Source organism: Pantoea sp. SO10, assembly GCF_005281435.1.
Taxonomy (GTDB): domain Bacteria; phylum Pseudomonadota; class Gammaproteobacteria; order Enterobacterales; family Enterobacteriaceae; genus Pantoea; species Pantoea leporis.
The window spans coordinates 2131464-2149241 of record NZ_CP040095.1; the positions used below are offsets into that span (position 1 = coordinate 2131464).

A 17778-nucleotide genomic window follows, 5' to 3' on the forward strand; every position below is an offset into this window, starting at 1 on the left:
CAATAGCAAAAAGGTGCTACACCCTGATCTGTTTCACTCTGCAATTCACAAATCTTTAACGAAACCGATCGCGGAGAACCTGTACATGACAACACACCATCAACATTATATTAATGGCGCGTTTGTCGCCGATCAGAACGACAAGTGGATAGAAGTGATTAACCCGGCAACTGAGGCATTACTTTCGCGCGTGCCGGAAGGCAGTAAACACGACGCCGCGCAGGCCATCGACGCTGCTGAAGTGGCGCAGCCGAATTGGGAAGCGCTCCCCGCCGTTGAACGCGGCAACTGGCTGCGCAAAATTGCCGCTGCTATTCGTCAGCGTGAACAAGAACTGACCGCCACTATCGTCGCCGAAGGCGGAAAAACCCAGGGTCTGGCGCAAACTGAAGTACTGTTTACAGCTGATTATCTTGAGTACATGGCCGAATGGGCACGCCGTTATGATGGCGAGATCGTTAATAGCGATCGTCCCAACGAAAACATCTTTGTGTTCAGGAAAGCGATTGGCGTCACCACCGGCATTCTGCCGTGGAACTTCCCCTTCTTCCTGATTGCACGTAAAGCCGCGCCCGCGCTGGTAACCGGCAATACTATTGTTATCAAGCCAAGTGAGCTTACGCCTAACAATGCGGCGATTTTTGCGCACATCATCCATGAAATTGGTCTGCCGAAAGGCGTGATCAACTTTGTTTACGGCTATGGGCCGGAGATTGGTCAGGAGCTGGCAGGCAACCCGAAAGTCGGCCTGGTCAGTCTGACCGGCAGCGTCAACGCCGGTATCGCCACCATGGAAGCTGCAGCGAAAAATGTCACCAAAGTATCACTGGAGCTGGGCGGAAAAGCGCCGGCCATCGTCATGGATGATGCCGATCTCGATCTCGCGGTCAAAGCGATTGTTAGCTCCCGCGTGATCAACACCGGACAGGTGTGTAACTGTGCTGAACGCGTTTACGTGCAGGAAGGCATTTACGACCGCTTTATCAGCGCCCTAACCACCGCCATGAAGCAGGTGAAGTTCGGTAATCCTGCCGAGCAAAACGATATTGATATGGGTCCGCTGATTACTGCGGCCGCGCTGGAACGCGTTGAGCAGAAAGTGACGAACGCGGTCGCGGATGGCGGCAAAGTAGTGCTAGGCGGGAAGCGTGCAGGCAGCAAAGGCTTCTATTTTGAGCCAACCATTATCACGGGCGTGCGTCAGGATATGGAGATCATGCAGCAGGAGATTTTTGGTCCGGTGCTGCCAGTAATGACCTTTAAAACCCTTGATGAAGCCATAGCGCTGGCGAATGACTGTGAATATGGTCTGACCTCATCGATTTACACTCAGAACCTCAACACCGCGATGGTTGCCCTGCGTAAGTTGAAGTTTGGTGAAACCTATATCAACCGCGAAAACTTCGAAGCGATGCAAGGCTTCCATGCGGGCTGGCGTAAATCGGGCATTGGCGGCGCTGATGGCCGTCACGGTTTGGAAGAGTTCTTGCAGACGCACGTGGCGTATTTGCAGTTCTCGTAGATAGTGATCTCCAGAAGCCATGAACAGCGAAATGCTTGTTAGTAAGAAAGCATTTTTCTTCAGGATTGCTATTCGTGCGGGCACTGACACATCTGCTGCGTCACGGGCCGTCCTCGCGCCGCTAACGCGGTACCTTCGGCTTCCACGTTGTGCCAACGGACCGTTCGCGGATCGGCCATCCATGGCCGGCCCCGAACTGCCTCACGCATCCCTGCGTGAGGCTCCTGGCCCAACGTAAAAGCCTCAGCGCTGCGAATAGCCCTTTTGCCGCAGCAGACGCGCCAGCGCCTATGGCAAATGAGCCCTTTTCAATAATACGCACTGAAGTTGATGAGCAGGCCGGGGCCGCTTTTGGGCCGGCAATCCGCAGCGCTGAACGAAGCGAGGAAGCCAGGAGAGCCCGCAGGACGCGGGCGAAAGGCGGAGCCGGGACAAGGACGTCCCGTCTCCGCCGGTCCGTGAGGCAGACGAGTGAAGTGAAGGTACCGCGCTAGCGGCGCGAGGACCGCCGGCCCAAAAGTGGCCCCGGCCAGCACACTCGCCGTTGCCTTAGCGGACAAGCATTACGCCATAAGTGGCGACCTGTAACCCTGAAACCTTTATGAAACCCGCTTCTGGCTGCGCAGCAGCGCCAGGCCGCTTAACACCGACATCGCCATCAGATAATAACCGGGCGCCAGACTGGTGCCGGTCACGCTAATCACCAGTGTACAAATCAGCGGGGCAAAGCCACCAAACACCGTAACCGCCACGTTATAGCTGATCGCCATGCCGCTGGCGCGCGTACCCATCGGGAACAGATCCGCCATCACCGACGGCACCGTTGAGAAGTAGATCGACTTCAGCAGCGCCATCCAGCACACCAGCAAAATCAAGGTAGTCGGCGTGGTGTGATCAACCACCAGCTTAAACGCCGGATAGATGGTGACGATCAGCAAAATCAACGATCCCCACATCAGCGGCACGCGCCCCACCCGCTCGGCCCATAACCCCATAATTGGCGTGACCACCGTCAAAATCACACCCGCCAACAAGGTAGCAGTAAACGCCACGCTGCCCGACAGGTGCAGATTTTTGGTGGCGTAAGTCGGCACATAGTTCAGCATGTAGTTCACCGCAGTCGAAATCACCATCAGGCCGATCGCCAACAGCATCAACTCCTTCTGGCGACCAAACAGACTTTTCAGCGGCGCGGCTTCCGGTTTGTGCTCAGCAAAGCTCGCCGGTTCATGTACGTGACGTCGGATATAGATCCCCAGCGGGCCAATCAGCAGGCCGAAGGCGAAGGGAATACGCCATCCCCAATCCTGAATCTGGCTTTCGCTGAGAATCTGCGTCAGTCCGAGTCCAAATGCCGACGCCATCAACGTACTGGCGCCCTGCATGGCGAACTGCCAGCTGGCGATAAAGGCTTTGCGCTCCGGGAAGTGTTCAACCAGGAACGCCGTCGAGCTGCCAAATTCGCCCCCGGCGGAGAAACCCTGCACCAGACGCGCCAGCAAAATCAGCAGCGGTGCCATCAGGCCAATGCTGCTGTAGCTCGGCATAAAGGTGATGACCGCGCCGCCGAGCATCATCAGGTTGATCGATAACAGCAGCGCTTTTTTTCGACCGTGACGATCGGCATAGTTGCCCAGCACAATCGCGCCCAGCGGACGAATCAGGAATGACACACCAAAACTGCCAAAGGTGAGCAACATTGAAACCGACGGATCGCTGGTAGGAAAGAAGGCATGCGCAATGTAGCTGGCAAAAAAGCCGTACACGGCGATATCAAACCACTCCAGCGCGTTACCGATACAGGTCGCGAACAGCGTTTTGTGCAGATTGGGCTTCGCTGCGTTTAACGGCATCGTGGTATTTAATGTACTCATTGGCCACCTCCAACGTGCGCACGATGCTGCGCTACCAGTTCCGTTCCCTGCTCGCCGAGATCCCACAGCAGACGCGTCATAATCTGCAAACCTTCGCGGGCAATCGATTTCAACATATGCTCATTGACGCCATGCTGGCCACATGCTGGATACGAGTGCGGCACCCACAAGGTTGGCAAACCGAGAATATCGGAGAACACGTCATTGGGCAGCGAACCGCCGAGGTTAGGCAGCAGCGCCGGTTTCTTGCCGCTGGTTTCCGCCATGCTGGTCAGCACCCAATTGACCAGCGGATCGGTGGGATCAAGGCGTGTCGCGGGCGATCCGCGCATAAACTCCACCTCCACATAGTCAAAACCGTGCTGATGCAGATGGGCGCGCACATGCTGGGCGAGATTTTCCCAGTCGGTACCCACCACAAAACGCAGCTGACACACGGCGGTGGCGCTGCCCGGAATAGCATTCATTGGACGCGCCGGATTGCCGGTGAGAAACGACAACACTTCCAGCGTGTTCCAGCCATACAAGCGTTCGGTTGGCGTCAGTCCCGGCTCGCCCCAGTTCACATCGATATCGGGATCGCCCGGCATGCCGCCCACCTCGATATCGCCGAGAATATCGCGCACCTGCGGCGTCAAAGAGTTGGGTTTCAGCGCCTCAACCTGCAACACGCCCTGCGCGTTGACCAGCGAGGCGATGGCGTTGGCCAACTGCGTACCCGGATTGCTCAACAATCCGCCCCAGTTGCCGGAGTGATAAGCGTTGTCACGCGCGTTAACGGTCAAACGGAAATTAACCGCGCCGCGTGAGCCCAGGAACAGCGTTGGACGAACCGCATTGAGACGCGGACCGTCTGAAGCAATAAACAGATCGGCTTGCAGCAGCTCGCCATGCTGCTGGCACAACTGCGCCAGCCCTGGCGAGCTGATCTCTTCGCCCATCTCGAACAGCATTTTGCAGTTGAAGCCCAGGCTGCCACCGCGCAACGCAAACACCTGCTCCAGCGCCGCCAGATTGACGCAGTGCTGGCCCTTATTATCTGCGCTGCCACGCGCATACCAGCGATCGCCCTCTTCAACCATCTGCCACGGCGATAAGCCATCGCGCCAGTTTTCATCATCACCAAACACCACATCGCCGTGACCATAGCTGAGCAGGGTTGGCAGCATGGGATCTTCAATGCGTACCGCCACGAGGAACGGTCGATTAGCGGCTTCCGGGTTGTCGATGAAATGCAACGTGAAGCCCAGAGCGATCAGCTGCGGGCCGATCTCATCCTGCAAATAGCGCTGTAATTCGCTGTCACGATCGTCGCGCTGGCTTTCGGTACGTTGCGCCACGCGACGCGCCAAAATTTGTTGAAACTCCCCGCTGTCAAAATAAGCGGTGGCCTGTTGAACCGCCTGTTGTGCCGTCATGTTTGCCCTGTCATTTATTGTTTTGTCGTTAAGGCATCTTTGCGGAAACACTGCTTTGCCACAATTATCAATTTATCGAGTAAGATTTGCTTTTATAGCAAAGCTAGCTTGCCCGATTTCGAGGCATGCACCACCATGAGGCATCCGCATGTTAAGCAGTGAAATCCGCTATTTTCTCGCCGTCGCCAACACCGGCTCGCTCAGCGCCGCCAGCGAACAGCTGTTTGTGGCGGTGTCGGCGATCAGCAGGCAAATTCAGCGGCTGGAAAATCAGGTTGGCGTGCCGCTGTTTGCGCGTCACGCGCGCGGCATGGTGTTGAACGAAGCGGGCGAAATCTTTGCACATCACGTACGTAAGAACCTGCTGGATATGGAGTATGCGCTGGCGGAAATTAAGGGACTGAAAGCGGTGCGCCGCACGTTGATTCGCGTGGCCTGCACCGATGGACTGGCGTTTACGCTGCTACCGCGTTTGATCGCAGATTTTCGCAATGACAATCCGGGCGTGCTGTTTGATGTGAAAGTCGCCAGCACGCAAGGCGTGGCGGAAGCGCTGCGCAACGGCGAGTGTGACGTGGCGCTGCAGTTTAGTCTTCACGCTGAGCGCGGTGTGGAAGTGATGGGTTCGTGGCCGGCACCGGTATTAATCGTGATGCATCAAACGCATCCGCTGGCCAACGCGCCGCAGGTCACGCTCGCCGATCTCAGTCACTATCCGCTGGCCTTGCCGCAGCAAAACACCACAGTGCGGCAACTGTTTGAGCTCGCCAGCCATATGAATGGCAGCCTGGTTGAGCCGGTGATGACCTGCGATACCTTTTCGATGTTGTTTCAATTCCTGCTGCGCACGCCGCAGGCGGTGACAATTTGCAGCGCCTTTACCGTGCTACAGGAAGCGGAAACGCACGGTTTGATTTTGCGCTCGGTAGGCATCGATCAGCTGAGCCAGCGCACCCTGCAGCTGCAGACGCAATCAGGGCGACCTCGCAGTGCCGCCCTGAATGTGTTTCTCACCTTTATGCTGCAACAGCTGGATGCGTTAGAGGAACCGCTGCGCCAGCGCTGGAAGCCGTGACTCAGTTCTTGATATCCACCGGGTAGAAGATGTGTTTACCGAACGGATCGACCTGATAACCAGTCACCGATTTGCGCACCGGCTCGAAGATGGTTGAGTGAGCAATCATCACCGCTGGCATTTGGTCATGCATAATCTGCTGCGCTTGCTGATACAGCGCCACGCGTTTGTCGTGATTTTGCTCGGCGCGCGCTTCGGTAATGATCTTCTCAAACGGCTGATAACACCATTTTGACGAGTTGGAGCCGCCATTCGCCGAGGTGCAGCTGTAAAGCGGACCGAAGAAGTTATCCGGATCGCCGGTCGCCGTGGTCCAGCCCATCAGCGCCGCCTGATGCTCACCGCCTTTCACGCGCTTGAGGTATTCGCCCCACTCATAACTGACGATATTGGCTTTGATACCCACTTTGGCCCAGTCCGCCTGAATCATCTCCGCCATTCGTCGCGCGTTTGGATTATACGGTCGCTGTACCGGCATCGCCCACAGGGCGATTTCGGTGCCTGGCTTAATCCCCGCCTCCTGCAGCAGCGCTTTGGCTTTCTGCGGATCGTAGTCGTAATCCTTCAGATCTTTATCCGCACTCCACACGTCCGGCGGCAGGATGTTTTTCGCTACCGTGCCAGTGCCTTTAAAGATGGCATCAATGATCGCCTGCTTATTGATCGCCATCGCCAGCGCCTGACGCACCTTGACGTTATCCAGCGGTGCTTTGGTGGTGTTGAACGACAGGAAACCGGTATTCAGGCCTGATTTCTGTTCCAGCGTTAAATCGGGATTGGTGCGCATCTTCTCCAGATCGGCCGGATTGGGGAACGGCATAATCTGGCATTCGTTTTTCTCCAGCTTGGCATAACGCACCGAGGCGTCCGGCGTGATCGAGAAGACGATACGATCAAGTTTCGCCTTGCCCTGCCAGTATTCCGGGAAGGCTTTATAGAGAATGCGCGAATCTTTTTGATACTGCACCAGCTCAAACGGCCCGGTGCCAATCGGCTCCATATCGACCTTCTCCGGCGTGCCGGCTTTCAACATCTGGTCGGCGTATTCAGCCGAATGGATCGAGGCAAAATACCAGGCTAAGTCGGCGAGGAATGGCGCTTCAGCGTGAGCTAAGGTGATGCGCACGGTATTGTCATCGACCTTCTCAATGCTGGTGATCAGCTTCGCCAGCTCGAGGCTTTCGAAGTTGGCATAGTTACCGCCGGAGACATTGTGGTAGGGATTTTTGGCATCCATCTGGCGCATAAACGAGAAGATTACGTCGTCGGCGTTAAAATCGCGCGACGGCTTAAACAGCTTGTTGCTCTGGAATTTCACCCCTTTGCGCAGATGAAAGGTGTAGACCTTACCATCCTGGCTGATATCCCAGCTCTCGGCGAGGCTCGGCACCAGTTCGGTGGTGCCGGGCGTGAAGTCCACCAGGCGGTTGAAAATCGGTACCGCGCTGGCATCGACGCTGGTTCCCGACGTGTACAACTGCGGGTTAAAGTTCTCTGGCGATCCTTCTGAACAGTACACCAGCGTTTTTGCCGAAACCCCGCCCGCGACCGCCAAGCCGATTGCAGTGAGAGTGAGATTTGCCATCATTTTTTTCATCATGATCCTCGCTTTTTATTGACTTCCATGAGTCTGCTTCGTTATGTAATGTTCATCTGATTAATAAATAACATGATTTAACCAGCACGCGTACTACAGACGCCGCAATGCTAATAAGGAATTGTGATGACAGACCAACTTGCCAGCCAATTGACCCAGCGTTTCTACCGTTATCTGGCGGTTTCCAGCCAGAGCGATGCCAAATCAACCACGCTGCCGAGTACGCCGTCCCAACATGCGATGGCGGAGTTACTGGCAAAGGAGCTGGGCGAACTGGGTTTGCAGGATATCGTGATTGACCAGCACGCCACGGTCACTGCGGTGAAACCCGGTAATCGCCCTGATGCGCCGCGTATCGGTTTTATCACCCATATTGATACCGTGGATGTTGGCCTGTCGCCGGATATCCACCCGCAAACCCTCAGGTTCACCGGAGAAGATCTGTGCCTTAACAGCACGCAGGACATCTGGCTACGCGTGGCGGAACATCCGGAGATCAAACCTTATCTCGGGCAGGAGATTATCTTCAGCGACGGCACCAGCGTGCTGGGCGCCGATAACAAAGCAGCGGTGACGGTGGTGATGACGTTGCTGGAGAACCTGCGCGGCGATCACGGTGATATCGTGGTGGCGTTTGTGCCCGATGAAGAGATTGGCCTGCGCGGCGCTAAAGCGCTGGATCTGGAGCAGCGCTTTAACGTCGATTTCGCCTGGACTATCGACTGCTGCGAGCTGGGTGAAGTGGTGTATGAAAACTTCAATGCTGCCGCCGCTGAGCTGGTGTTTACCGGCGTGCCGGCGCATCCGATGTCGGGCAAAGGCGTATTGGTAAATCCGCTGCTGATGGCGCATGACTTCATCTCCCGCTTCGATCGCTTAAAAACCCCCGAACATACCGAAGGCCGCGAAGGTTATATCTGGTTTAACGATATGAATGCCAACGCCAGCCGCGCGGTGTTGAAAGCCTCGATTCGTGATTTCGATTTGCAGGGTTTTGATGCGAAGAAACAGCAACTGGTGGAAGTGGCCGATGAAATCGCCGCGCGTTATCCCACCGGCCATGTAGCGCTGACGATTAACGATACTTACAGCAATATCAGTAATGCAATTGGTGAAGACCGTCGTGCGATTGACCTGATTTTTGCCGCGTTAGAGCAAGTGGGCGTGGAACCCAAGGTGATCCCGATGCGCGGCGGCACCGACGGTGCAGCGCTGTCAGCGAAAGGATTATTGACCCCGAACTTCTTCACTGGCGCGCACAATTTCCATTCGCGCTTTGAGTTTTTGCCGGTTCCCTCGTTTGTGAAGTCGTATCAGGTGGCCGAAGCGTTGTGTTATTTAGCCGCGAAATAAAAGAAGAAGGTCGTCATAAATGACGACACGAACTCCTGCGGGCGCTGACACATCTGCTGCGTCACGGGCCGTCCTCGCGCCGCTAGCGCGGTGCCTTCGGCTTCCACGTTGTGCCAACGGACCGTTCGCGGATCGGCCGTCCTGGCCGACCCCGAACTGCCTCACGCATCCATGCGTGAGGCTCCTGGCCCAACGTAAAAGCCTCAGCGCTGCGAATAGCCCTTTTGCCGCAGCAGACGTGCCAGCGCCTCTCAAAATTGAGCCGTTTTCAACAACATGTACGGAAGCTAAGAAGCAGGCCGGGGCCACTTTTGGGCAGGCAATCCGCAGCGCTGAACGAAGCGAGGAAGCCAGGAGAGCCCGCAGGACGCGGGCGAAAGGCGGAGCCGGGACATGGAAGTCCCGTCTCCGCCGGTCCGTCAGGCAGACGAACGAAGTGAAGGAACCGCGTAAGCGGCGCGAGGACCGACGGACCAAAAGTGGCCCCGGCCTGCGCAAACACCGTTGGTTAAACCGGCAAGCATTACGCGACCTGTTTTAAGTTATTTGCTCGCTGAAACATCAATCCCAGGGAAGAATTTCGCCGCCAGCTTAGTGACGGTACCATCTGCTTGCACCTTAGTGATTGCCGCATCCAGCTCTTGTTTCAGTTTGTCATCGCCTTTACGCAGACCAAAACCGATACCGGTGCCGAGAATGGTGTCATCTTCTACCGGCTTGCCGGCAAAGGCGAAACCTTTACCCTGCGGCTTTTCGAGGAAGCCCGATTGACCGGCAGCTGACATCACCAGCGTGCCGTCAAGACGACCGGCAACCATGTCGTTGTAAACCTGGTTCTGATCCTGATAAGAGGTCACTGTAACGCCCTGCGCTTCCCAGTGTTTCTTGGCATAGGTTTCCTGGATCGAACCCTGCAGCACCCCGATGTTTTTCCCTTTCAGTGATTCGGCGGTTGGCAGCAGCTTCTCGCCCTCTTTCACGATTAACATAGTCGGAATGCGGTAGATCGGCTTAGTGAAGTCGATGCTTTTCGCCCGCGCTTCGGTGATGTTCATCGCGGAGTTAATGGCATCAAATTTTTTCGCCTGCAGCGCCGGAATCAACGCATCAAAGCTGCTTTCCACCCACTTACAGTCGAAGTTGCCTACCTGACAAATCGCTTTACCCAGTTCGATGTCGAAACCTTCCAGTTCACCCTGCGCGTTGCGGCTCTCAAAAGGCGGATACTGCGATTCCAGACCATAGCGTAAGGTTTCCTGCGCCAGCGCGTGCGCCGAGGTCAGCATGCCCAAAGCGACAAACAGTGCGTTCAATTTTTTCATTATATTTACCCCTAAGTTACCCTTTGACCCGGCAGAGCGCCTCTGCACCGGCCTGAAGTGTTGCGTCGTCTTTTGCGAATGACAGGCGAATTAATTTATTGTCAGTGCCGTCCATATAAAACGCCGACAGCGGAATGGTGGCCACACCGTGATCGACGATGAGACGTTTTACCATTTCGCTATCACTTTCGTCACTGAAATGTCCGTAGCTGGCTAACATAAAGAACGAACCGGCGCTTGGCAGCAGTTTAAACGGCGAATCCTCCATCAAGGTCAGCAGACGATCGCGCTTCTCCTGATAGAACGGCGACAGCTGCAGATAGTTCTGCGGATTTTGCAGATAGTGAGCAAAACCGACCTGCATTGGCGTATCGGCGGCGTACATCATGAACTGATGGACTTTGACGATCTCTTCCATCAGCGCTGCCGGTGCCAGCGCATAACCCACGCGCCAGCCGGTGACATGGAAGGTTTTACCAAAGGAGGAAACCACCACGCTGCGCTGCGCCAGTTCCGGATGCGTTGCCATGCCGCAGTGCTTACGGCCATCAAACAGGATGTGTTCGTAGACTTCGTCAGACAGCACCACAATATCGGTGTTGCGCGTCAACGCGGCTAACTGATCCAGATCCGCAGCTGACAGCACCTGCGCGCTGGGGTTGTGCGGCGTATTGATGATGATCATGCGGGTGCGCGGCGTAATGGTGGCGCGCAGTTCGTCCCAATTGATGGCGAAATCCGGCACCTGCAACTTCAGGCCAATTGGCGTAGCGCCCTGCAGACGGACCACCGGCGCGTAGCTGTCAAACGCCGGCTCGAAGAAGATTACTTCATCGCCTGCGTGGACCAGCGCGGAAATCGCCATGTAAATGCCCTGGCTGGCGCTGCCGGTGATCAGCACTTCGCTGCCGGCATCATAGTGCTGGCCATACAGCGTGTGAACTTTCTCCGCCAGCGCTTCACGCAGCAACGGCAGGCCGGTCATTGAAGCGTATTGGTTATGACCGTCACGCATCGCCTGGCTGACCAGCTCAACCAGCTTGGGATCACACGGAAAGTTGGGCGCGCCTTGCGACAGGTTAATGGCTTTATGCTGCGCCGACAGCTGGCCAATGACGCTAAAAATCGTCGTGCCGACATCGGGCTGTTTGGAAGAGATGTTAACACTGCTGTTCAAGGTCATCGGTGCCTCGTAAGGTTGCATAACCACGTATCGAAAGTAGATTTCTATTCAACGGTGTGCGGCTTGAGTCGACAAGCGAATTGTTGTCATAATAGCCATGATTAAAAATCATAGCTTGAGGTTGTTATGTCCCGCTCTGCTCTGCCGCTCAATGCCATCCACGCGTTTCTGGTCACCGCGCGCCATCTCAATTTGACGCGTGCCGCCAGCGAGCTGTGCATCACCCAAGGCGCGGTGAGCCGTAAAATCGCCACGCTGGAGAGTTGGCTGGGCTTCGCGCTGTTTACCCGCCACGCCCGTGGTCTGCATCTCACCGAACAAGGTGCCGCGCTGCTGCCGGAATTGCAGCAAGGTTTCGCCATGCTGGTGAATGCCACAGAAAAAGCCAGCCGCAGCAACGGCTCGATTCGTCTGAAAGCGCCTACCTGCGCCATGCGCTGGCTGGTGCCGCGTCTGGTGGCGCTGGAACAGCAGCGGCCAGATATTCACGTAGCGTTGACCACCACACTCGATCATGGCTCGCAGCTCGATAACTTTGACGCGGCAATTGTGTTTGGCCCGTCGCCAGCCGGTTCGATTTGCCTGTTTGAGGAGCGTTTAACGCCGGTGATGGCCAGCAGCGTCACGCCGCCCACGCAGATTGGCGAACTGGCGAAGTTTACTTTTCTGCATCCCACGCCGGATTCACGCGACTGGCAGCTTTGGCTGGCCGGGCTGGATGCCGCGTTGCCAATGGCGCGCAATCAGCATTTCGCCACCATGGATCTCGCGATCAGCGCTGCGATTCAGGGATTTGGCGTCACGGTGGCGGATGTCACCTTGGTGCAGAACGATGTGGTGAATGGGCGACTGATTGCGCCGTTTGCCACCAGTGTGGCGACCGGCGCAAGCTACAGCCTGTTACAGCGGGCGGAAAAAGATGCGCCACCGTTCCTGCCGGAACTGGTGGCGTGGTTATCTGAGGTTTAGAACGAGACCCATTCGTCAGAGGCTGATTTCGGCTGTGCGAGGCCTGCGCCGGTCAACACCGGCCGACGCAGCGCGGTTGGCGATACCACGGCCTTATTTACCGGCGCGCTGTCCGATAGACGGAATTTCGCCACCGAGGCCTGCAGCTCCTGCGTCTGGCGCTCCAGCGCGCTGGCAGCGGCAGAAACTTCCTCAACCAGCGAGGCGTTCTGCTGAGTGACGCTGTCCATCTCGGTGACGGCGGTACCGACCTGCGAAATCCCTTTGCTCTGCTCTTCTGACGCCGCAGCGATGTGCTTCATGATTTCATTTACATCCTGCACCGACTTAAGAATGTCGTGCATGGTGCTGCCCGCGCTGCTCACCAGCGCCGACCCTTTTTCCACGCGCTGCACGGAATCTTCGATCAATGTGGCGATCTCTTTCGCCGCACCGGCGCTGCGCTGTGCCAGATTGCGCACTTCACTGGCCACCACGGCAAAACCGCGGCCCTGTTCACCGGCGCGTGCGGCTTCTACCGCGGCGTTTAGCGCCAGGATGTTGGTCTGGAAAGCGATACTGTTAATCACGCTCGTGATCTCAGCGATCTTCTTCGAGCTGCCGGAGATGCCTTGCATGGTGGTAACCACTTCGCCCACCAACCGTCCGCCCTGCTGTGCGGTGCCGGTAGCGGTTTCGGCCAGCGAACTGGCCTGACGCGCGTTGTCGGCGTTGAACTTCACGGTGGCAGTTAACTGCTCCATGCTGGCCGCGGTTTGCTCCAGCGCGGCCGCCTGCTCTTCGGTACGCGATGAGAGATCGTTGTTGCCGGAGGAGATCTCCGCTGCGCCGCGATAAATGTTTTCAGTGCCGCTGCGAATCGCGCTTACCGCTTCGCGCAGGCTGTCCTGCATGGCACGCAGCAGCGGCACCAGCTTGCCGACGCAGTTACGGCCAAAATCTTCCACCGGCTGGCTGAGGTCGCCCTGCGCAATAATCGTGAAATGGTTACGGATACGCTCCAGTGGTTTCACCAGCATCGCCACCAGATAGCGATCGGTAAACAGCAAGATAAACAAGCCAATCACCACCGCCACCAGAATAATGACTTTAGTGATGCTGGTGAGCTTATCGACGGTGACGCGCGTCTCATCCAGTTTGCTGCCTGCGGCTTTATTGAAAGCTTCCGCGCTGGCACCAAACGCACGACTAAGCGGCGGCGTGACGTTATTGGCTTGCGCACGATAGGCTTCAAGCGTGCCCTGCTGCGCCAGCGAAACCTGCGGTGCGATGCCTTCATCGAGCAGTTTTTGCCAGTTGGTGATGACGCTATTGGCGGTCTCCGCATCCATCGGACCTGGCGCCATGGTTTTAAACTGCGCCAGCAGCGTTTTCATATTGTCGAGCGCTTGTTGCACCGGGGTAAAAGCATCAGCACCGACTGCGCTGCCTGAGGCGCGGCCTTCCATCACGCGAGACAGACGCGTAACGACACGAAAATATTGATCATTTCCTTTGCTTAAAATCGTCATTTGATTGACCAGTTGGCGGTCAATCTCGTTGCCCTCGCCGAGGGCGTTCAGTGAGTGGACGCTAAACAGCCCAACGGCACACCACAGCAGGCAAAACAGCCCAAGAATGGTGAGCAATACGGCGCGGATGGTGAAATTTTTTAAGATACCCATACATAATCCCTTGGTGTGAAACGCGAAGGAGGCCCGATAAAATCGGGCATATTGCGTTTATCGGCATCGGATCGGGAAAATGTAACGGTTTTGTAAGCTAATTAATTGCTTACTGACGCGGGTGAGGAATATGCGCTTTTAAGATTTATCAGCAAGATAGGCGAAAATTTGCCTTATAAATTGATTTGCCAGATTACACCATTAGCACGCTCATTAAAGCTTAACGTGGCTGCGCATCATCAAACGGAACAAACGCAGCCGTCCACGCATAAAGCGCGCCTTCACCACCGCCTGGGCTTTGCCCTGATCGCCCAGCGCCAGCGTCAGATCTTCGCCCGGTCGCCAGGCTGGCCAATCTACTTCACCCGCTAAGTGCGAGCTGAACTCGCTGGCTTCACGCGCGAAGGTGACCCAATAAGCGCTGACTGTGGAGGCGAACGCTTTATCCTGCTCGCTGTAGCTGCGTTCCGCTGGCGGCGCTAGCGTATCCAGCGTGTTAAAGACATAGGGAATTTCGTTGCCGTGCCATGTTCCGTGCGGATAGAGGTCGCGCGCATTTTCGGAGACGTAATCGAACCAGTAACGCCATGCGGGCAGGCCGATATTGTGCTGCGCCTGAGCGATGATTAACGGTAACACCGTGAACGCCATATCGCGCGCCACCGCACGTCCCAGCAGCGCATCATCATGAATGTCGTACAGCCACTTCATCAGGCAATAACTGATGCGGTTTTTGCTGCGCATCTGTCGCAATACTGCCGTGGCATCCACGCCAAAATAGTCCAGTACGCTGGCTTCATCGCTGTTGCTGCCGATCATTAACGGAATGCGATGCTGCTTGCCGGACATAAACGTGGTTAACATCGGTTTCGGCAGTACCGCATCGCCGCTGATGGGCACCGGGCCGAGCGCCAGCGGGCGTTCTAACGGCCAGAATTGTTCGGCCGGTAGCTCGCGCAGCTGCTCGGCGCTGGCATCTTCGGGTAACGCAAAATGCGCCGCGACCTGCAAACCGATCTGTTGTGCCTGCTTTTGCGGGATGTCGGGCAGGCTGTAGGCGCTTTGTACGATGCCTTTGTGAAATAGCGCCTCGGAGAGCGGCGAGCAGCACAGCGATAACACACTACGCGCACCGGAGGATTCACCAAACAGCGTCACGTTATGGCGATCGCCGCCAAAGGCAGGAATGTTGCGCTGAATCCACTGCAAAGCAGCAATTTGATCGAGTAAGGCAAAGTTGTTGATCACGCGCCCGTCGGGGTATTGCGCATCCAGCGCCGGATGAGAGAAAAAACCGAAGTGACCGAGTCGGTAGTTAAGCGTCACCACCACCACACCTTGCGCCGCCAGCGCTTTACCGCGATAAGGATCAAGATTACCGGCACCGATGGAAAATCCCCCGCCATGCAACCAGACCATTACCGGCAACGGCCGCGAAGGCTCAACATCCGGCGTCCAGATATTCAGGTAGAGACAATCCTCACTAAAGCGACCGGGATCGCCACCGCCGGCGGCCACGCAATAGTCACGATTTTGCCAACTTGCTGCGCCCCATTTGGTCGCATCACGCACCTCTTGCCACGGCTGGACCGGCTGCGGCGGTCGCCAGCGTAAAGCGCCAGTAGGTGCAGCTGCGTACGGTATTCCTTTAAAGACAAAAAGATCTTCGTCCATCAGGCCTCTGAGTTCCCCTTCTGCGGTCATGATCCTCAGACGTCGTTCATTTTTCATCTCGGGTTCCCTGATAATGCATCGTTCCATTATTTGCAGGCCTTGGACGAATGTCCATGTTCTGAAAGCATTTGCAGATTAAGCCGAAACGCGGCGCGATTCTTTGAACAACTCCATCAAATATTTTGGCTAACCCCATCAAGGCCATTTGTTTTAAGGTTGCAAGTTAACCTGGCGCGACGGAGAAACACCATGTTTGGTGGCATTAATCAAATGTTCAACCGGATGTGCGATCACCCGGACCTTGGCAAACTGCTTTTGCGCCTGACGTTTGGCGGATTGCTGCTGTTTCATGGGGCGTTCAAAGTGGTGCATGGCGTGGGTTGGATTGCGCACATGCTCGCCGTCAAAGGAATGCCAGGTTTCATCGCTTACGGTGCTTACATCGGGGAAATAGCGGCACCTGTAATGGTGATCATCGGATTTTTGACGCGCCCTGCGGCGTTCATTATTGCGGTGAACATGATTGTTGCGACACTGCTGGTAAAAATGGGCGCTGTCTGGCATCGCACCGACGTCGGTGCGTGGGCGCTGGAGACAGAAGCGCTTTACCTGCTGGGTGCGCTCGCCATTATGTTTTTGGGTGCCGGGAAGTACACGCTGGTGCGTGACGCGCGCTTGCAATAACCACAAGAAAAGCAGCCGGTCTGCTGAATTTCAGACCGGCTGTAACATTTCTCTTCAGGCTACGCCACAGCGTTCCAGACTGCGCTGCTGCATCTGCTGGTACAACGCCATTTCATCCTGCACCGCGCAACCTAACGCGCTTTCAAAATCCGCTCGGCTGGCATTCCCCGCGCTGCGTGTTTGCGCCACGTCGCCCAGATTCGACTGGAAAATCCCCGCGGCACTGACCGGCAGGAAATCCTCGTAAACGATCGGTTCGGCACTCAAACGCTCTTCAGCCAGCAACTGCGTCACGCTTTCGCCCGCGCGTGGCGGCAGATGCTCGCCTTTTTCGGTCAGGCGATAGCGGAACCACGCCAGCTGCTGCTCGCGCAAAGACTCTTCGTCGTCGGGGAAATCACCAAACACTTCACTTAGATGTTGCTGGTGATGCTGGTTATCGCTGCCGGTACCGGCTTCGGCCAGCAGACGATCGTAAAGTTCGCGTCCTTTCGGGGTGAGCGCCGCGCCGCGCTGTTCAATCTCACCAAAGCGCGCGGTGTGCGTGCCCGGCGTGCCATCGTTAAAGTGCACCGCTTCTTCCAGCGCTTTGAAGCTGGTCTGGCGCAGCAGAATCGGTACTTTACGCTGCGGCGGGCCTTCAATCAGTGTTTTGGGATCGATGCCGCGTGAAGGCATCAGCGCTTGCACCCGATCAATATCCAGCGTGCGCGGCGTCAAATGGTTGATGTGACAACCACGAAAACACACCACATCGGCAATCAGACGATGCTGCTGGCTCAGTGCGCGATAAGTGGCGCTGTCTACGGTGGTGTGCGCATGCCAGCGGAAGGTTTCCAGCGCTTCCTGCACGAAAGTGGCGGCATCCGCGGCGTTCAAACCGCCCTGCTGCTGCTTAGCGATCAACGCGCGGCAACCTGGCGTAAAGATATCGCGCGCGGCGAGAATTGCAGCGGCCTTCTCGCGCAGCGCCGCATCATCAATCAGTTCCAGACGCAGCAACGAAGTGAAAACGCGGAATGGATTATGGCGCAACGCGCGATCGCTGACCGGACGAAACGCCGTGGAGTGCACCGGCACACCGGCTTGCGACAGGTCGTAATACCCCACCGCTTCCATGCCCATCACGGCAAACATCTGGCGCAACGTGCTGAGTTCATCAGCCTTGCCGACGCGAATCGCACCGTGACGTTCGACGCTCAGGCGACTCAGTTCATCGGCGGCCGACAAGCGGTTTTTTAACTCGGGATTGGCTTCCAGCGTACGTTCATTAACAGCGGTGACCAACTGCGTCAGCGTGCCGTATTGCGGCACTTCCTGCTGATACAGGGTCGACATTGCCTGCGAGAACAGCGTGCGGATGGCATCGCTGCTGAGAAAGTTTGGCATCATCATCACCTTGGGCTAACGGGTTGTTGCTACTGTAGATCAACCCTTTAGCGG

General features: G+C 56.4%; 13 protein-coding genes. 5 read left to right on the top strand and 8 right to left on the bottom strand.

The annotated features are described in order from the left end of the window. The first annotated feature begins 85 nt into the window (after nucleotides 1-85). Entirely contained in the window at nucleotides 86-1522 is a 1437-nt protein-coding gene (gene aldA, locus FCN45_RS09955; protein WP_137385835.1) for an aldehyde dehydrogenase, read from the top strand. A 599-nt stretch (nucleotides 1523-2121) separates the two neighbouring features. Here the strand turns inward: aldA and FCN45_RS09960 are convergent. Together FCN45_RS09960 and FCN45_RS09965 are read right to left on the bottom strand one after the other, a co-directional pair. Next, nucleotides 2122-3396, bottom strand: a complete 1275-nt coding sequence (locus FCN45_RS09960) for an MFS transporter (RefSeq protein WP_137385836.1) — start codon at nucleotides 3394-3396, stop codon at nucleotides 2122-2124. Next, nucleotides 3393-4814, bottom strand: coding sequence for a M20 family metallopeptidase (locus FCN45_RS09965; protein WP_137385837.1), 1422 nt, complete (start codon nucleotides 4812-4814; stop codon nucleotides 3393-3395). The genes FCN45_RS09960 and FCN45_RS09965 overlap by 4 nt, the downstream gene beginning before the upstream one ends. 148 nt (nucleotides 4815-4962) lie before the next feature. On the opposite strand from FCN45_RS09965, the gene FCN45_RS09970 reads away from it, so the two are divergent. Then, entirely contained in the window at nucleotides 4963-5889 is a 927-nt protein-coding gene (locus FCN45_RS09970; protein WP_137385838.1) for a LysR family transcriptional regulator, read from the top strand. A gap of 1 nt (nucleotide 5890) precedes the next feature. Here FCN45_RS09970 and FCN45_RS09975 read toward each other — a convergent pair whose 3' ends face one another. Further along, nucleotides 5891-7486 (bottom strand): ABC transporter substrate-binding protein, encoded by a 1596-nt coding sequence (locus tag FCN45_RS09975; protein WP_137386877.1) that lies wholly within the window; start codon nucleotides 7484-7486, stop codon nucleotides 5891-5893. Nucleotides 7487-7612: 126 nt separating this feature from the next. Here FCN45_RS09975 and pepT point away from each other — a divergent pair, with 126 nt between their 5' ends. Beyond that, entirely contained in the window at nucleotides 7613-8839 is a 1227-nt protein-coding gene (gene pepT / locus FCN45_RS09980) for a peptidase T (RefSeq protein WP_137385839.1), read from the top strand. Between the two features lie 542 nt (nucleotides 8840-9381). Here pepT and FCN45_RS09990 read toward each other — a convergent pair. Both FCN45_RS09990 and FCN45_RS09995 read right to left on the bottom strand, forming a co-directional pair. Continuing rightward, nucleotides 9382-10161, bottom strand: a complete 780-nt coding sequence (locus FCN45_RS09990; protein ID WP_110866208.1) for a transporter substrate-binding domain-containing protein — start codon at nucleotides 10159-10161, stop codon at nucleotides 9382-9384. A 16-nt stretch (nucleotides 10162-10177) separates the two neighbouring features. Then, a complete protein-coding gene (locus tag FCN45_RS09995; protein ID WP_137385840.1) occupies nucleotides 10178-11344 on the bottom strand; it encodes a methionine aminotransferase in 1167 nt (388 codons plus the stop codon). Nucleotides 11345-11470: 126 nt separating this feature from the next. On the opposite strand from FCN45_RS09995, the gene FCN45_RS10000 reads away from it, so the two are divergent. After that, the gene (locus FCN45_RS10000) at nucleotides 11471-12313 is read left to right on the top strand and encodes a LysR substrate-binding domain-containing protein (protein WP_137385841.1); all 843 of its coding nucleotides are present in this window, start codon (nucleotides 11471-11473) and stop codon (nucleotides 12311-12313) included. Here the strand turns inward: FCN45_RS10000 and FCN45_RS10005 are convergent. Together FCN45_RS10005 and FCN45_RS10010 are read right to left on the bottom strand one after the other, a co-directional pair. Further along, the gene (locus FCN45_RS10005) at nucleotides 12310-13977 is read right to left on the bottom strand and encodes a methyl-accepting chemotaxis protein (protein ID WP_137385842.1); all 1668 of its coding nucleotides are present in this window, start codon (nucleotides 13975-13977) and stop codon (nucleotides 12310-12312) included. The two genes, FCN45_RS10000 and FCN45_RS10005, sit on opposite strands and share 4 nt — an antisense overlap. A 213-nt stretch (nucleotides 13978-14190) precedes the next feature. Beyond that, nucleotides 14191-15708 (bottom strand): carboxylesterase/lipase family protein, encoded by a 1518-nt coding sequence (locus FCN45_RS10010; protein WP_137385843.1) that lies wholly within the window; start codon nucleotides 15706-15708, stop codon nucleotides 14191-14193. Nucleotides 15709-15900: 192 nt separating this feature from the next. Between FCN45_RS10010 and FCN45_RS10015 the strand changes: the two genes are divergently transcribed. After that, a complete protein-coding gene (locus FCN45_RS10015; protein ID WP_101764325.1) occupies nucleotides 15901-16335 on the top strand; it encodes a DoxX family protein in 435 nt (144 codons plus the stop codon). 54 nt (nucleotides 16336-16389) lie between these two features. Here the strand turns inward: FCN45_RS10015 and FCN45_RS10020 are convergent, their stop codons facing one another. Beyond that, on the bottom strand, nucleotides 16390-17724 hold the full coding sequence (locus FCN45_RS10020) for a VOC family protein (RefSeq protein WP_210421259.1): 1335 nt from the start codon (nucleotides 17722-17724) through the stop codon (nucleotides 16390-16392). Between the last annotated feature and the right edge of the window lie 54 nt (nucleotides 17725-17778).

What these genes read in the sequence shown, in the direction of transcription:
- aldA (WP_137385835.1), top strand. Translation starts at nt 86, where the DNA reads ATGACAACACACCATCAACATTATATTAATGGCGCGTTTGTCGCCGAT.
- FCN45_RS09960 (WP_137385836.1), bottom strand. Translation starts at nt 3,396, where the DNA reads ATGAGTACATTAAATACCACGATGCCGTTAAACGCAGCGAAGCCCAAT.
- FCN45_RS09965 (WP_137385837.1), bottom strand. Translation starts at nt 4,814, where the DNA reads ATGACGGCACAACAGGCGGTTCAACAGGCCACCGCTTATTTTGACAGC.
- FCN45_RS09970 (WP_137385838.1), top strand. Translation starts at nt 4,963, where the DNA reads ATGTTAAGCAGTGAAATCCGCTATTTTCTCGCCGTCGCCAACACCGGC.
- FCN45_RS09975 (WP_137386877.1), bottom strand. Translation starts at nt 7,486, where the DNA reads ATGAAAAAAATGATGGCAAATCTCACTCTCACTGCAATCGGCTTGGCG.
- pepT (WP_137385839.1), top strand. Translation starts at nt 7,613, where the DNA reads ATGACAGACCAACTTGCCAGCCAATTGACCCAGCGTTTCTACCGTTAT.
- FCN45_RS09990 (WP_110866208.1), bottom strand. Translation starts at nt 10,161, where the DNA reads ATGAAAAAATTGAACGCACTGTTTGTCGCTTTGGGCATGCTGACCTCG.
- FCN45_RS09995 (WP_137385840.1), bottom strand. Translation starts at nt 11,344, where the DNA reads ATGACCTTGAACAGCAGTGTTAACATCTCTTCCAAACAGCCCGATGTC.
- FCN45_RS10000 (WP_137385841.1), top strand. Translation starts at nt 11,471, where the DNA reads ATGTCCCGCTCTGCTCTGCCGCTCAATGCCATCCACGCGTTTCTGGTC.
- FCN45_RS10005 (WP_137385842.1), bottom strand. Translation starts at nt 13,977, where the DNA reads ATGGGTATCTTAAAAAATTTCACCATCCGCGCCGTATTGCTCACCATT.
- FCN45_RS10010 (WP_137385843.1), bottom strand. Translation starts at nt 15,708, where the DNA reads ATGAAAAATGAACGACGTCTGAGGATCATGACCGCAGAAGGGGAACTC.
- FCN45_RS10015 (WP_101764325.1), top strand. Translation starts at nt 15,901, where the DNA reads ATGTTTGGTGGCATTAATCAAATGTTCAACCGGATGTGCGATCACCCG.
- FCN45_RS10020 (WP_210421259.1), bottom strand. Translation starts at nt 17,724, where the DNA reads ATGCCAAACTTTCTCAGCAGCGATGCCATCCGCACGCTGTTCTCGCAG.